This is a genomic window from Akkermansia sp. UNK.MGS-1, from assembly GCF_000980515.1.
Taxonomy (GTDB): domain Bacteria; phylum Verrucomicrobiota; class Verrucomicrobiia; order Verrucomicrobiales; family Akkermansiaceae; genus Akkermansia; species Akkermansia muciniphila.
Genome location: NZ_LBCB01000009.1, coordinates 46,342 through 62,508, shown reverse-complemented (window position 1 = coordinate 62,508; position 16,167 = coordinate 46,342). Strand labels below are relative to the sequence as shown.

Annotated in this window: 12 protein-coding genes; 8 read left to right on the top strand and 4 right to left on the bottom strand. The window is 56.4% G+C overall.

Going from position 1 to position 16,167, the window contains the following annotated elements; genetic code table 11:
- Nucleotides 1-27: 27 nt before the first annotated feature.
- On the bottom strand, nt 28-1,083 hold the full coding sequence (locus tag WW58_RS05410; protein ID WP_046436151.1) for an agmatine deiminase family protein: 1,056 nt from the start codon (nt 1,081-1,083) through the stop codon (nt 28-30).
- 16 nt (nt 1,084-1,099) lie between these two features.
- A complete protein-coding gene (locus tag WW58_RS05405) occupies nt 1,100-1,495 on the bottom strand; it encodes a Minf_1886 family protein (RefSeq protein ID WP_046435979.1) in 396 nt (131 codons plus the stop codon).
- A gap of 331 nt (nt 1,496-1,826) precedes the next feature.
- On the opposite strand from WW58_RS05405, the gene WW58_RS05400 reads away from it, so the two are divergent.
- The 5 genes from WW58_RS05400 (at nt 1,827) to WW58_RS05380 (ending at nt 8,044) form a co-directional block, all read left to right on the top strand.
- Nucleotides 1,827-3,146, top strand: a complete 1,320-nt coding sequence (locus WW58_RS05400; protein ID WP_022198663.1) for a PDZ domain-containing protein — start codon at nt 1,827-1,829, stop codon at nt 3,144-3,146.
- Nucleotides 3,147-3,181: 35 nt separating this feature from the next.
- Nucleotides 3,182-4,492 (top strand): AI-2E family transporter, encoded by a 1,311-nt coding sequence (locus WW58_RS05395; RefSeq protein ID WP_046435976.1) that lies wholly within the window; start codon nt 3,182-3,184, stop codon nt 4,490-4,492.
- Nucleotides 4,493-4,551: 59 nt separating this feature from the next.
- Nucleotides 4,552-6,132 (top strand): sulfatase family protein, encoded by a 1,581-nt coding sequence (locus WW58_RS05390; RefSeq protein WP_046435974.1) that lies wholly within the window; start codon nt 4,552-4,554, stop codon nt 6,130-6,132.
- A gap of 19 nt (nt 6,133-6,151) precedes the next feature.
- Complete coding sequence (locus tag WW58_RS05385) at nt 6,152-6,640, top strand: hypothetical protein (RefSeq protein ID WP_046435972.1); 489 nt, start codon at nt 6,152-6,154, stop codon at nt 6,638-6,640.
- A 153-nt stretch (nt 6,641-6,793) separates the two neighbouring features.
- Nucleotides 6,794-8,044, top strand: a complete 1,251-nt coding sequence (locus tag WW58_RS05380) for a ferrous iron transporter B (protein ID WP_102758779.1) — start codon at nt 6,794-6,796, stop codon at nt 8,042-8,044.
- Between the two features lie 325 nt (nt 8,045-8,369).
- Here the strand turns inward: WW58_RS05380 and WW58_RS05375 are convergent, their stop codons facing one another.
- Nucleotides 8,370-9,665, bottom strand: a complete 1,296-nt coding sequence (locus WW58_RS05375; protein WP_143247044.1) for a sialate O-acetylesterase — start codon at nt 9,663-9,665, stop codon at nt 8,370-8,372.
- A 255-nt stretch (nt 9,666-9,920) separates the two neighbouring features.
- Between WW58_RS05375 and WW58_RS05370 the strand changes: the two genes are divergently transcribed.
- A complete protein-coding gene (locus WW58_RS05370; RefSeq protein WP_012419184.1) occupies nt 9,921-10,670 on the top strand; it encodes a GDSL-type esterase/lipase family protein in 750 nt (249 codons plus the stop codon).
- A 146-nt stretch (nt 10,671-10,816) separates the two neighbouring features.
- Here the strand turns inward: WW58_RS05370 and WW58_RS13050 are convergent, their stop codons facing one another.
- Nucleotides 10,817-13,126, bottom strand: coding sequence for a hypothetical protein (locus WW58_RS13050; protein ID WP_146023948.1), 2,310 nt, complete (start codon nt 13,124-13,126; stop codon nt 10,817-10,819).
- A 371-nt stretch (nt 13,127-13,497) separates the two neighbouring features.
- Here WW58_RS13050 and WW58_RS05360 point away from each other — a divergent pair, with 371 nt between their 5' ends.
- Both WW58_RS05360 and WW58_RS05355 read left to right on the top strand, forming a co-directional pair.
- The gene (locus WW58_RS05360) at nt 13,498-13,878 is read left to right on the top strand and encodes a hypothetical protein (RefSeq protein WP_022198672.1); all 381 of its coding nucleotides are present in this window, start codon (nt 13,498-13,500) and stop codon (nt 13,876-13,878) included.
- 117 nt (nt 13,879-13,995) lie between these two features.
- Complete coding sequence (locus tag WW58_RS05355) at nt 13,996-16,137, top strand: DNA gyrase/topoisomerase IV subunit A (RefSeq protein WP_232051436.1); 2,142 nt, start codon at nt 13,996-13,998, stop codon at nt 16,135-16,137.
- Nucleotides 16,138-16,167 lie beyond the last annotated feature (30 nt).

The following is a 16,167-nucleotide window of genomic DNA, read 5'->3' as shown; positions in this document are numbered from 1 at the left end:
CATCCACCGTTATTCCTTCCCCTCCGCTCACAGTCCCTCCTTCCCCGGCCGGGGCTGCTGCTGGGTGATGCAGTGGATGGCGCCGCCTTCCAGCACCAGCTTGCGGGCATCCACCCCTATTACCTGTTTTCCGCTGAAACATTCACGCAAAATGCCCAGGGCGCGATCGTCATTCCGGGGCTGGTTGAATACGGGAACAATGACGGCCTCATTAACAATGAGGAAATTGGCGTAACTGGCAGGGAGCTGATCCAGGCGCCAGTCCTCCGCATGGAGGGGATCCGGCATCGGCAGGGGAATCACCTCCACCCCGGAACCGTCCACGCATCTCAAATCCTGAAGGCGTTCATTATTCTCCGCCAGAGCGCGGTAATGGGGAGAGGAAGAATCCGTTTCCACGATGGAGACTACGGCATCCCGGCACACAAAACGCACCATGTCGTCAATATGGCCGTCCGTATCATCCCCTTCAATGCCGGAACCGAGCCAGAAAACGGCTCTGACGCCCAGCATGCGCTTCAATTCCTCCTCAATCATGGCCCGGCTCCAATCCGGATTGCGGTTGGGATTCAGCAGCACGGACTCCGTCGTCACCAGCAAGCCGTCCCCATTGCCCTCAATCGCCCCCCCTTCCAGAATCAGGGAAGAACTGCGCACGGGAAGCCCCAGCGCCGCCCCAATCAGGGCGGGAACGCCGTTGTCCAGGTCCCACGGGGCAAATTTGCCGCCCCACGCATTAAATTGCCAATCCGCCAGCATCAGAGAACCGTCCTTCACATCCTGGACGAAAACGGGGCCGTGGTCCCGGCACCATACGTCGTTGGTCGGGTGGTTGAACAGGCGGAATTGCTCCTCACTCATTCCGGCGGCCAGCATCGCCTGCCTGACGCCGGGATGAAGGGGAGCTGCGGCATTCACGCATACAAGGGCATGCGGAGCAATGGCAGCGGCCACGCTCCCATAAGTCTGCTGCAACTCGTCCAGCCCCCCTTGCCATAAATCCCTGCGGTGGGGCCAGGACAGCCAGACAGCATCCTGAGGCTCCCATTCAGCGGGCCAGCGTACATCGGGTTCCTTGTTCATGGCGGTATCGGGCGGTTCAACTGGGCTGGTCCTGAAATTCATAAGGTTCTTCAAAAGCCTTGCGGAAGCTCATGAAGCCCTTGAAATCATCCAGGGAATCCTCCGGCTGTTTGGAAAAAACGTCTTCCTCAATCAGTAAAAAAACCATCTCCCCCACATTCTTCCCGTTCCTAAGCCCCCATTCCTTCATCACGGTGGAAGCCATGGGCCCGAACTGGGCGAGGGCGTAATCCCGGACCCCTTCCAGCAGTTCCTGCCCGCTGACATGCCTCTGAGAGCCGTTTTCCCTTTCTTCAACGCGCTGCATGGTAAAATCCAGCGCATCTTTCAGAAAAGAATATGCCCGTTCCGCAAAACGGGGATCCTTCCGTACGATACGGCTCACGGCATCTTCAAACGTAGGGGTGGTCATAGCGGCTCACCGCTACCCTATACGGCTCCTTGTGAAAATCAAGATTTTTGGGAGCGCTCCAGCTTCAGCCCTCCCTTGGGGACAGCATGGGGAAAATGAAGGCAGCCGCCCCCTCGCTGGAACGGAACGCCGGACGCGGCAGACGGCAAAATTCCCGTCCATGATATAGAGCCTCAAAAAACGCACGCGCCCGCATTTTGAATATCATGCTTCTGCATGAGCTACCCTCCGGCAAGCAGCGGTTTTTACGTTCTGATGCCGTCAAAAAGCCCTGTAAGCAGGAAGGAAACCTTGCCAGCCTATGGTCTGTTTGTTATGAACGGAATACTTTATGTTCCGTTCCTCCATCATGCTTCTGGCAACCATGCTGTGCGTTTCCTGCGTATCGCACCGGCCTATCCAGGACAGCAGCTCCCCGCCCATTGACGCGGCCAATCCCCTGGACGGCACCCCCGTGGCGCTGGCGTGGAGCTCCGGAACGCAATTAATGATGGGCGTAGACACGGGAGCAGTCCAGACATCCCTGCTTTTCTCCCCGGCAGTGGAATCCATCGGCGCACGCCTGCGCGGCAGGGGCGCCATGCGCACGGCCAACGTGCCCGTTTCCCTGAAGGATGACGGGGAACCCATTTCCCGGAAACAGGACGTAGTAATGGCAGACCAGGCCCCGTATGACGGTTTGCTGGGCTGGGAATGCATCCGGAAATATGTGTGGAACATCAACTATCCCAAACGCTCCCACCGTTTTTTCAATAAACTTCCCTCCAGAATAAAAAGCTGGAACAAGCTTTCCCTGATTCCCGGGTCCGACTATCCGCAAATCGCGGACAAGCACGGAAGGCGCATCATTCTGGACACGGGAGCCCCCCACGCCGTTTACATCTCCAAAAAACGCTGGAATGCCATTAAGCAGGCCTACCCGGATGCGTTCGTCAGCGTCTATTCCGGCTACAGCCCCGCCGCAGGCGGCTTTTACGCCCACGAATGCATGCATGTAAGCTCCTTCCAGCTCGGTCCACTGGAATTAAAAAATATCCTGCTCTGTGAAAGCTTCGCCAACCCGGAAGTGATGGGCATCCCCGATGACATCGACATCATCCTGGGCTACGGCGCTCTGGCCGCACGCCAGTTCTGGCTGGACGGCCCGGGGAACGCCCTTTATTTCAGCTCCACCAGCCACCGGATGCCCGCCCCCGCCTCCTTCAACCTGATGGGAGGCACCTTTATCCAGGACAGCAACGGGAACGGCCCCATGAAAGCTTACGTGGCAGAGTGGTCGCCCGCATGGGACGCCGGCCTCAGAACGGGAGATGTTCTTATTTCCATCAATGGAAGAAAGAATCCCTATCCGGACCTCGTAGAATATGTTACCACCCAGCGGGGGGCTCAGGCCAGCGTGGTGGTCCAGCGCAGGAACAGGCTGGTGCGCATCCAATGGGAAGTTCCGGCCGCGCCCCCTGCCGGGGATTATTACCCCACGCCCCAGGCCATTACGGAACAGGAATTCGAAAACCACGTCAGGCAGCAGGAAAAAAAAGAACAGACCCAGCCCTCCGCAGACGGCCAGCAGCCTCCGGCTACGGCCGGAGAAACTCCGGATGAAGCCTCTCCCGCAGCTGACGGGAAAACGGACAAGGCCTCCGCTGCCTGAGCCGGGCCAGCAACCAGCCATCTCTCTACACCGGCATGAACAACGAACAACATCAGAATACCCAAACTTCCGCCGCCCTCGCCATTCCCTCCCCTTTCCAGAAAAAAACCTGCTGGCATGCCCTGACAGGCGCCTCCATTCTGGTGATGCTGGGCATTGCGGCCTTCGTCATTTTTGAAGTGGTGGAACTTCTGGGGTTTCTGGAACCGGTGCTCCTGCCCATCCTGATTGCCGCCGTCGTGGCGTATTTGCTGGAACCCATCGTTTCCTGGCTGGTGCGTCTCAAATTCTCCCGCCCCTGGGCCGTAGTCACGGTCATGTTTGCGGCTCTGGCTGTCCTGGTAGGCTTTGGAGCCACGATTCTTCCTCCCCTGATCAGGCAAACGGACGAATTGATCGACAACCGGATGGAGCTATGGAACAAAACCTCCGAACTGATTGACTCCACCATTGAAATACCTTTCATTTCCCGCACCATTGACAGTGTTTACAGAACCAGTCTGCGGGAACTGAATGCCAGCCATTATACGGAGGCGGAAATCCATGACCTGAGAAACGCCCGGACCGCCCGGGAAAAGCTGGGAGCCTACATGACCATCAATTCCTCCTTTTACCAGGACAGGCTGATGAGCTGGCTCACTTCCGGAGGGCGAGCCCTGTACAGCACCATAGGAATCATGGTCAGCATCCTGATTACGCCCATTTTCGCTTTTTATTTTCTGCTGGAGGCGGATAAAATCAAAGAGAAATGGCCCAGCATCCTGCCCCTGAAAGTCTCCAAATTCAGAAAAGACGTGGTGGACACCATGGAGGAAATCAACGGCTACCTGATTTCCTTCTTCCGCGGCCAAATGCTGGTAAGCATCATTGAAGGCATTCTGATTGCCATCTGCCTGAAGCTGATCGGCCTGCCGTACGCCATTACCATTGGCGCCGCGGTCTGCGTGCTGGGCATCATTCCCTACCTGGGTATCATCACCGCATTTATCCCTGCGGTGTTGCTGGCCTGGTTCACATGGGGGGATTTCCAGCACGTGCTGATTGTTTCGAGCATCTTCCTGGCCGTCAACCAATTTGACGGATGGATCATCCAGCCGAAAATCGTGGGGGATTCCGTGGAACTCCACCCGCTCACGGTCATGTTTTCCGTGCTGATCTGGACACTCATCCTGGGCGGCTTAATCGGTGCCCTGCTGGCTGTCCCCCTGACAGCCGCCATCAAGGTCCTTTACAAGCGGTACATCTGGCAGAATGCCAGCATGCGCCCCATGACGGAACCCGTGCTTCCGCCGGAACATCCCGGCGAACAGCCTCCGGACACCCCCGAAGGTTCGGCCCACGCTTAAACAGCGGCATCCTTCCGACCGCCCTTTCCGGAAAATTATAATCACACACACCTGACAACATGAATAAATCCGCATTACACCTGATGCTTGCCCTGGCGGCGGCAGCGGCCTGCCCGGCCGCAGTCACGCCAACGGTCAAGCCCCCCAAGGCCATCGTCATGATTTACGCTGACGACCTCGGCTATGGAGACGTAGGCTGCTATGGAGCCAAGGGAATTCCCACCCCCTCCATCGACAAGCTTGCCGAGCAGGGCTGCCGCTTCACGGACGCCTATTCCACCACATCCGTCTGCACCCCTTCCCGCTATGCCCTGTTCACAGGAGAATATCCGTGGCGCAAGGAAGGCACGGGCATCCTGCCGGGAGACGCCGCCCTCATTATCGATACCAAGAAGCCCACCCTGCCCAAGATGCTCCAATCCCACGGCTACAAAACCTACATGATAGGCAAATGGCACCTGGGCCTGGGGGAAAAGGGGAAGAAAATTGACTGGAACAAACATATCTCCCCCAGCCCGAACGAAATCGGATTTGACGAGAGCTTTATCTTCGCCGCTACGGGCGACCGCGTTCCCTGTGTGATTCTGGAAAACGGCAATGTCCGCAACCTGGACCCGAACGACCCCATTGAAGTATCCTACAGGCACAACTTCCCCGGGCTTCCCAATGGCAAGGACAATAAGGACCAGCTCAAACTCATGTGGAGCCACGGACACAACCAGGCCATTATCAACGGAATCGGACGCATCGGATTCATGAAGGGCGGCAAAAGCGCCTTGTGGAAGGATGAGGAAAACGCCGATGTCATTACGGATAAGGCCATTGAATACATTCAAAAGAGCGCCAAAGCCAAGGAACCGTTTTTCCTGATGTTCGCCACGCATGACATCCACGTGCCGCGCTGCCCGGAAAAACGCTTTGTGGGCAAGAGCCGGCACGGCGTGCGCGGTGACGTGACCGTGGAACTGGATGACTGTGTGCGCCGCATTACAGAGGCTCTGCAACAGGCCGGTCTGGAAAAAGACGCCCTGGTGATCTTCTCCAGCGACAACGGCCCCGTGCTGGATGACGGCTACAGGGATTTCGCCGTCCGGGACAACGCCACCCATTCCCCCGCCGGCCCCTTCCGGGCAGGCAAATACAGCATTCTGGAAGGAGGTTCCCGCATTCCGTTCATCGTCAAATGGCCCGGCGTGATCAACCCCGGAACCACGAGCAAAGCCCTGCTCAACCAGATGGATCTGGGAGCCTCCCTGGAACAACTGCTGGCCCCCGGCAAGGCCAATTCCTTCCGTGACTCTGAAAACGTGCTGCCCGCCCTTCTGGGCAAATCCGCCAAAGGGCGTGACTACCATGTCATCAACAGCACTGGCAAGGCGTTGGCGATTCGCCACGGCAAATGGAAATTCATTCCCGCCGGCGTGGCCATTCGCGACGGCATCAACGGAGCCTCCGCAAAAATGAGCAAGTCCCCGGAAGGAGGAAGCCTCTTTGACCTGGAAAAAGACCCGAAGGAACTTGACAACGTAGCCTCCCAGCATCCGGACATTTGTGAACAGATGAAAGCCAAGCTTGAGGAAATCCGCCAGAGGCCCGAAACCAAGGCTGACCAGGAGGACCTGCTTCCCTTGGACGACTAACATCCATTCGGGCCAGATCATGAGAGAATCCGCCACATGCTCCCAATGCGGCCACGGGTACACCTACCCGGCCGGACTGGACGCCAAAACCGGCATGCGCTGCCCGGCGTGCGGCGTTTTGATTCATGTTACAACGGGGCTTCCCTTCGGGGAAGCCTCCTCTTCGCCATCCGGCCGCAAACCGGAAAACGCCATGAAAACGCAGGCCGCCCTGCCTCCCGTCAGGAAAAAGCGGCCGGCTTTCTCCGGACGCGATACTGACGAACGCGGCATCCGGCAGGAAAACCTGCCGCAGCTGCCAGCCGCAGCATCCGGCCGCCGGATTCCCGCTACATCATGGCTGGCATGGGGGCTGTCCCTGATAGCGTTGATTCTGGCCTTTATTTTCCCCTCCTACGGAAACGGTTCCACAGATCCGCTGTACATGCTTCAGTGCCTGCCCTCCATGGTATTCGGCTGTACTGCGGCCATCCTTTTCATCCAGGGCCTGGCGGCTTTGCGCCGCTAAAAAACAAAGTCTGCGGCCCCATCCGGGGCCCATGCGGCAGCCCCGTCCCAAAAACGGCCGGAATGCCTGGTTTCCATGCCCCTTTCCGCGGAACCGGGCTTTTAGGCTTGCCTGTCAAATGAACAGATTTTAAGTTACGTCCCGGTAAACGTTATGGAACGGGAGGCAGAGGCGAAGGATAACCTGTGGAGGGCCAGACTGGATGCCGTCCTGATGCACAGGATATGGGGTTCTCTTATCTTCCTGGGCATCGTTTATATTATTTTCTTCCTGAGCTTCGCTATCGGGGATCCTCTGGTCAGGCTCATCCAGACGGGCACCCAGCTGTTCAGCGTCTGGGCCAGCCGCATGCTGGAACCGTGGCCCCGCCTGCAATCCCTGCTGGGGGAAGGCGTGGTAGGAGGCGTGGGCGGCGTACTGGCCTTTCTGCCCAACGTGGTTCTCCTCTTCGGGGCCATTACCGTCCTGGAAAACAGCGGATACATGATGAGGGTTTCCCGCCTGATGAGCCGCATCATGAAAATCATGGGGCTGAACGGCAGCAGCTTTGCCCCCCTCCTGCTGGGATTCGGCTGTTCGGTTCCCGCCATCCTGTCCACCAGGAGAATTGAAACGCGCAGCGACCGCCTGGTCACCATCGCCGTGCTGCCCATGATGAGCTGTGCGGGCCGCCTGCCGATCTACATGATGTTCGTCTCCGCCCTGTTTCCTTCCCGCCTGCAGGCCCCCGTGCTGTTCGGGATTTATGCCAGCGGCGTCCTGCTGGCGCTGTGCTGCGCCCGGCTTCTGAAAAACACGCTTTTCAAGGCGCCCCAGAGGGATTCCCTCCACCACATGAAGCGCCTGCGCCTCCCCTCCCTGCGGAAGGTGGGCATCCTGATGTGGTCGCGGGCCTTCATGTACGTCCGGAAAGCAGGCACTTTCATTCTTGGGGCCTCCATCATCCTGTGGTTTCTGAACACCTACCCCAGGCCGGAAGAAGACACGGCGCCGACAAACGCAGCGGCCATGGAACATTCCTACGCCGGACAAATAGGCCATTGGATGGAACCCGTCACGCAAGTGGCCGGATTTGACTGGAAAATCAATTCCGCCCTGGTAGGAGCCTTTGCCGCCAAGGAAATTTTCGTCACCCAGATGGGTATCCTTTATGCGGTGGAAGACGGAAATTCGGCCCCGGCGGCCCAGCAGACATTGAACGCCCGTCTTAAAGCCAGCTACACCCCACTCCAGGGCATCAGCATCATGATATTCTGCCTGATCGCCCTGCCCTGCATCGGCACCGTCACCGTCGCCAAGAGGGAAGCGGGCACCTGGTGGTTCGCTCTGGCTCAATTCGGCGGATTGACCCTCCTGGGTTTTGCAACGGCTACGCTGATCTACCAGGCAGGGCTCCTTCTGTAAAGGCCAGCCATAAAGAAACCGGAAGCAGGAAATATCCCCCGGAAGAAGAAAAAATGAACCTCGTGAAAAAAGAGGCGTTTACGATGAACTTCCGCAAGTTCTCCTGCTCTACGGTCAAATGATCACAACATCGCCATCATCCGGCCACGAAAGCCGCAGCATAACACCATGCATGGCCGTGCAAGCCTCCCCTCCGCAACAATCCGGAATCAGTATGCACCGCTGAAGCCTTTCCTGTTTTTTCAAGCCGTCCGGGTATCCTTTTCCGTTTGCAGAGGGGGGGACAACCTGCGGCAAAAAAGATCATGCAGCCATTTCCGGAAAATCAATGCCCTTTTGACAGGGAGTAATCAAAAAAGGGGCACCAATTATCCATTCGGTAATCTTTGCCCTGGATATGGGCCTTAACCTCATCTCCCTGGGAATCCCTCAGACAGCCCCGCGCCCCCGTCCGCGGACCGGAAGGACGGTGTTCATTAATCGTCATCCCATAGCGTAGACGCCCTTTCCCCGGGTCCTTCTCCGTCAACAGCTGTACCGCATTTTTCCCCACCAGCCGGACAGACTTGATGGCAATATCCTCTCCCTCAGCCCCCACAAGGGAAAAACCATAATTGCCAGGATCGTCAACCGTCTTCGTGTCCAGAACCAAAGGGGGGCAGGGAGCATAAAATGCCACTTCCACCGTCCAACCCTTTCCGGACTTCCTGATTTTATGGGTCAGGGGATGCACGGGTTTCCAGTCCGCCCCATCCAACAGGACTTTCTTCATGACATAGCCCACATACTCCCCATAAAGGCGGGACATGGGCGCCGTCAAATGGACTCCGTCGCTATACTCGAAATGATACATCGGGGTCGTCATCACATACCGGCTGTCCTTCTCCAAAGCCATCTCCAGCTGTTCCAGGGCAATAGCCGGATAATCCGTAGGATTAAACTGATAATAATTCAAATGGGAACCAACCTGATAGCCGAAACAGACCACATCGTTTTTCTGCCCGGTCACGGCCCTGGCGTCATGATTTATGTCCCTGATCAGCTTTTCCATTTTTTCCCGGTACCATTCCCTCGTCTTTCTGTCCTGGTGATCCGTCTCTCCCTGGGTCCAGATAAACGCAGGCATGGAAAGGGTCTTCCCTTCCCGGTCAGCCAGTATTTTGGCGGCCTTCAAATCATCCAAAATGCGGTTGTAGGCTCCAGTTCCCCTGCCCAGGGAACCAAGGCTCGCCCCACCCACTCCCGTCGCAGAACAAATCAACCGGATACGGGAAGCCGTAACGGGAGAATAATGCTGCATCAGGCGGAACAAACGACAGGCAGCCCCGGATACGGGAGTTTCGCCGCGCGGACCGTTCACTCCTTCCTCCAGAGGAACCAGCATCTTGCGGTCACTGCCGTTCTCATACGCTCTCACCCCTCCCCTGAACATATACAAGCCCCCTTTCTCCTGCTTTTCCGTTACAACGGGCTTAGCCGTCCAGCCCACAGAAAGGGATTGACCGTAAGAAGTTAAATAATTCCAATCCGCCCACTCTGTTTTCCGGGAAGCACAGATGGATGCGGAAGCCGCCGCAGCCATGTGGAAAGCAAGCAAAATCAAGGTAACAGGAATATTCATCAGATAATTCAACGGACTCTGTCCGTGAACATACGTTAGCCGTTCCCTCTTTTTATCAATTCCTGAACACAAAGCTGTCCATCCATTGCTGCAGTACCATTACGCCAGGAAATACGGAATTGCCGTTCCAGCCGGGTCCACGCCATGTTTCGGTACCATGCCGTACCGGCAGGAAAACGCATTCAATATACCAACGGGATTTTTTATCCTCCAAAAGAAAGGCGGCAGAAACATTCTCCGTATTGAATAAACAACATGAACCATTTCCCGTCTATCAACGCCATATCCGCCTCCATCTGCCTTCTGGGATGCGGACTCGCCCTGCCTGTTTTCTCCCAACAGCCGGAAAAAGGAAAACCCGATGCCGCCCACATTTCCAAAACAAAAGCTGACTGGTGGAGCCAGAGGCACGCCCTGTTAAAGCAGACCCTGGCGGAAACACCATGCCAACTGCTGTTTATCGGCGATTCCATCACCCACCGCTGGGAAACCGACGGCAAAAAAATATGGTCCCAATATTTTTCCCCCTATGCTCCTGTCAATTTCGGGATAGGAGGCGACAGGACGGAACATGTATTGTGGCGCATTGACGATTCTGCCCTTAAAACGCCTCATTCCCCCCAAGTATGCGTTATCATGGTGGGCACCAATAACACAGGGCAATACAAAGGCAGGCAGACCCCGCAGGAAACGGCGGAGGGTATCCGGGAAATAGCTTCCCGGGTCCATCGGCTCCACCCCGCCACTGAAATTATTCTTCTGCACATCTTTCCCCGGGGGAAAACGGCGGAAGACCCCCTGCGCATCCAAAATGAAATGATCAACAGGGAGCTGGACAAAACAAATATGCCGAGAGTCCATGTCGTCAACATTAATTCCGCATTCCTGGACAAGGACGGCACTTTCCTGCCGGGAATTACCGGGGACCTCGTCCACCTTACAGAAAAAGGCTACCGTCTCTGGGCGGACGCACTGCTGCCGGAAATCAAAAAATACATGAAGTAAGTCCGCTACCCCCTTCCGCCCGGCCAACGGCCAATTCGGCCTCATCTGCGCAGAAGCGGCCAGCCAATCATGGTTGTCACTCCCGCACATAAAAAACCGGAGGGATTATTTTCCCTCCGGTTTTCGGATACGGCCGTTAAAACCGTTTAAATTGTCTTAATCACGGAAGAGTCGTCATCATCCCTGTCCTCGGCAGAAGCGGCCTTCCTGGTGGGAACAGGCGTCTTCCTGACCTTTTCCAGAGCCTTGTCCACCGCCGCAATCACCTTGTCTTCCCCGGTCTTCTGACTGGACAACTCATTATAAATCTTTTCCTTGGCCTCATAATCGGCCTTGGCTGCCGCATCGCCGGGATTGGCCTTGAACTTGTCCTCCGCCTTGAACAAGGCCTCCTCCGCAGCCTGGAACTTTGGTTCCACCGCGTTTCTCTGGTCTTCCGCAGTCTGCTTGATGCGGCCCAGCAGGCGAATCACATACGGGCGGTTGCTGAGTCTCTTGAATGCGGAAACCAGAAACTGGCGGCGTTCGCTGGTTTTGGCATCCGCAATAAGGGGGTCAAACAACTTGAGCGTGGCGTTGTCATCCCGGTCACGGTCCACGGAGAGTACGCGGAGAATCGAATCATGGGCCTGGGAACGCACGCGTTCATGCAGGGATTCGTCTTTCCAGGCCTTGAACAGGTACGGAACGGCGTCATCCGTATTCCAGTCCCCCCAGGCGGTAATGATGGCAAGCGCCTTTTTGGTATCCTCCTTATAGCTCTTTTCCATCATGTCCAGCACCTTGGGATCACCGGTGCGGGCCAGCAGCTTGTAGAGCATTTTGACGTTTTCCTCCGGCATGTTTTTCTGATACTGGAGCAGTTTGGAGGAAAGCGCCTTGCGCTTGGCTGGAGGAGCTTCGTCAATCAGGTAGCGCGCCGTACGGAAAGCGGAGGAAATCAAATCCGGGGAAGCATCCTTCTTCTGGAGGATCTTCATCACGTCGTCAAGGTCGTCCAGCTTCATGGCAAAACGCATGTACTTGAGCACCACGGCCTGCTTGTCCTGGATCTTCTTATTCTTGCTTTCGCTGATGGAAGCGTACAGGTCTTTCAGCATGTCGCGCATGGCGGGGCTGGAAGACTTGGCCAAAAGGGTCACCATCATGGAATATTTTTCCTTACTGTACCTGCCGACATTTTTTTTCATGTCTTCCACCACCTGGCGGGCAATGTTGTCATCCATCTGGGCCATGATGGAAACCAGGTGGGCGGCGCCGGGCCAGTTTTCCCTGTTGCCCTTGACTCCCCTCACATTGGCGAGCAGCAGAGCGGCATCCTCCGCATCGGGAACGACTTTCACATCCGGAACACGGCTGAGATTCTTGGAGTCAAACAGACGGCTGCGGCCCAGTTTCCCGCCTTCCACGACCAGCGCATTCAGGCGGGCGTTCTCACCTTCCACCTTTTCTTTCTTGCTGCTGGTGCTCCATGCATAAATCCCTACGCCGGCAGCGATGACAACCAGGGCGCATACCCCATAAAGGACACCCCGCAGCAGGGATTTGGATTTATCCACGGAAGCGGCCATATCCCGGGCGGATTCCGTTCCGGCGGGAGGCTGAATACCGCCGTCGCCCGCCGGAGGAGCGCCAGAGGCAGGGGAAGCTCCCGCGGCAGCCACAGGCTGGGGAACCGCAGCGGGAGCCATGGGAGAAGCTGGTGCTGCCCCCACGGGGGATTTTAATACTTTCAGCTTGGGAACGGCGCTTTCCGGAGCGGCGGCCGGGGATTTCTCCGCCGCAGCGGGAGCCGCGTCCGTCTTGAAAACTTTCAATTTGGGAGCCCCCACCGCAGGAGCAGGCTCCGGAACAGACGGTTCCGGGGTCTGCACAGCCGCAGGCGCTACCCCTGCGGCCTGGGCCAGTGCAGCGGCCTGAGCCTCCGCCAGGGCTTTCTGGGCCTCCGCTACCTTGGCAAGGGCATCCTGAATCTGGGCATCCACGGAGGGCTCGGGCTGCGGAGCGGAAGCGGCTTCCTTTTTCTCCAGCTCCGCCGCAAGGCGTGCTCTTTCCTCTTCGGCAGCTACACGGGCGGCCTCCTTTTCTGCGGCAATGCGCGCGGCTTCGGCAGCCTCCTGCTCCGCCTTGATTCTTGCGGCTTCCTGCTCGGCAGCTATTCTCGCCGCCTCCTTTTCGGCAGCAATACGGGCAGCTTCCTGCTCGGCAGCCGCCTTTTCCGCAGCAATCCTGTCCGCCTCCGCCTGTTCCGCTGCGCGGCGGGCGGCTTCCTCCTGCTCCTGAGCCAGCTTGGCCTGCAACTCAGGAGTGAGAAAACGCGGCTTGACAACCTCCACGCCTTCCGCGGCGGGAGAAACAAACTTTACCTTGGGTGCGGCCGCAGGGGCTGCCGTTACCAAACGGCGTCGCAATTTGGGAGGTTCCGGCGAAGAAGGGGTTCCTGTCTGATCGGTCATCGTGATAAAATGGCTGGGAAATTGGAGTGATTTTATACGATTCCGCGGTCCCCTGCAACCTCAAAATACCGTCTGGAAAACGGGCGGGGAACAGCCGCCGTGCGTGGTTCAACAGGCAGATTGCGAAAAAAGGCTTCACCCGAGATATAACATGGAAAAGCGTTTAAATATCCCGCGTATTCTCCCGCAAAATCATAAAAAACACAATATGTTAACAACAACAATCATGAATAAAGTAAAGCGCCCGTAATAGAACTTCAAGAATACGTACCAGTCATTTAAGAATCCTCTTAAAAAATGTTATAACACATATACTTTTTTCTTGCCAGACCAAGGATGATTAGTTAAATAAATAACCACTCGTCAACATCATGAACTCCAACGACAGTACCAAAAATAAGAGGCGCTACACGCCTGAAGAAAAACAATCCGTTCTTGATTTCATTGCTGAACGGAAAACCCAAAACAAAAGGGGTGCCCAGAAAGAAGCCGCCGAACGCTTCGGCATCAGCACGGTGACCATCTCAAGCTGGATGAAGGCATCCAAGGCCAAGCGCGGCCGCAAGCCCGGCACCAAAAATACAACTGCTCCCAAAACACAGCCTCTCGCAGCCGCCCAACCCGCCGACCTGCGCCGCCTGGCGGCCGTTCTGGAAGAAATCGCCGACCTTGAAGCCCAGACAGCCAAACTCGACACCCTGCGCACTGAAGCGGAGGAACTCAAGAACAGGCTGACTGCCAAGCAGGCCTGATTGCTTTTATTCCTTCCTTTTCCGGAAAACCGGCTTCCCCTGACAAGGGAAGCCGGTTATTTTCTTTACGGAGATCGCGCTTGCCCCCCCGGAACAATTCCTTTAATATCCGCCGTCGTGACTCAACCCGCCCACATTGCTCCCGCGAGTCAGTCTGTGGAAGGCATGTATGCCGACTACTTTCTGGATTACGCCTCGTATGTCATTCTGGAACGGGCCGTACCCAAGATCAATGACGGGTTTAAACCTGTGCAGCGCCGTATTCTGCACGCCATGGACCGCCTGGACGACGGGCGTTATAATAAAGTGGCTAATATCGTGGGAGACACGATGAAATTCCATCCGCACGGCGACCGTTCCATTGCAGACGCGCTGGTGGGGCTGGGACAAAAAGGGCTGCTTATCGACACGCAGGGGAACTGGGGCAATATTCTGACAGGCGACCCCGCAGCGGCTTCCCGCTATATTGAAGCCCGCTTCACCTCCTTTGCGCGTGACGTAGTATTCAGCCCCAAAGTCACGGAATGGCAGCTCTCCTATGACGGCAGGAACAAGGAACCGGTCAGCCTTCCCGTCAAATTCCCCCTTCTTCTCGCTCAGGGAGCGGAAGGCATCGCCGTGGGGCTTTCCAGTAAAATTCTTCCCCACAACTTCAATGAGTTGATTGAAGCCTCCATCGCCTACTTACGCGGCCAGCCCTTCCAGCTTCTGCCGGACTTTCCGACCGGAGGCGTGATGGATGCCACCAACTACCGTGACGGAGAACGAGGAACGGGCCGCGTCCGCATCAGGGCGCGCATCCTCACGGAATCGAAGAAACTTCTCCGCATCACGGAAATCCCGTTCGGCGTCACCACGGAAATCTTAATTGATTCCATTGTCTCCGCTGCGGAAAAGGGAAAAATTAAAATCGCCCGCATTGAGGACAATACGGCCCAGCATGTGGACATCCTGGTCCATCTCCCGGCCGGAGCGGATCCGGAGCAGACGAGGAAAGCCCTGTTCGCCTTCTCCGCTTGTGAAGTCAGCATCTCCCCGAATGCCTGCGTCATTGTGGAGGAAAAACCCAGGTTCATGTGTGTCAGCGACATCCTGCGCTACAATACGGACTCCACCAAGGAAATCCTGCGCCAGGAGCAGGAAATCCGACTCAAGGAACTGAACGAGGCGTGGCACCAGGCAAGCCTGGAAAAAATATTCATTGAAAACCGCATCTACCTCTCCATAGAAGATTCCGAAACGTGGGAAGAAGTGCTCGGCACCATTGACCGGGAATTGCAGCCGTTTGCATCCCGGCTGCGCGCCCCCATTACCAGGGACGACCTGGTAAGGCTGACGGAAATCAAAATCAAGCGGATTTCCAAATTTGACGCTTTCAAGGCGGACCAGCACATCCGCCAGCTTGAAGAGGACATCGAACAAACGCAGAAGAACCTCAACCAGCTTACCAAATTCACTATCCGCTGGTTTGAAGCCCTGCGTAAAAAATACGGCGCCGCCTATCCGCGGAAAACGGAAATTTCCTCCTTCGGCTCCGTAAACCGCGCGCAGGTGGCTGTTGCCAATGAAACATTGTATATTGATGACGAAGGCTTTGCCGGTTACGGCGTCAAGAAGGGAAACCCTGTCTGCAAATGCTCCACGCTGGATGACGTGTTGATCATTGACAATGCAGGCGTGCTCAAAATCGTGCGGATTCAGGACAAATTTTTCGCTGGTAAAAACCCCCTTTATATTTCCGTCATCAAAAAAGGGGACGACCCCGTGTTCAACCTGATTTACCGGGACGGAAAAGACGGCCCCGTGTACGCCAAGCGTTTCCGCATAGGAGGGTTCACCAGGGACAAGGAATATCCGCTTACCCGAGGCGCAAAGGGAACGCGCATCTTCCACTTCTCCGTGCATGAAACGGAGGAAAACAGTTCCCAGATAAGCGTAAACGTTTATCTGAAAGCCGTTCTGAAACTCCGTAACCTGATCAGGCCCTTCCACTTCGCGGACCTGAGAATCAAAAACCGCGGTGCCCAAGGAAATATCATTACCAGGCATCCTGTGGAACGCGTCTCCCGCATCATGCCTCCGGCCAAGTCCGGAAATGAGGAAACGGAAGGGCCAACAACCGCTCCTTCCGCAACAGCGGAACGGACGGAAGGCTCACCCGCCCCCTCCGCGGAAACGCTGCATCCTGAAACAGCCCCACATTTGGAGGAACCGCCTGCCGATCCGCCGCTGGAACAGGGCTCCCTGTTTGACTCCTGAAACGTTTTCAATCTCTTAAAATGGAAATAT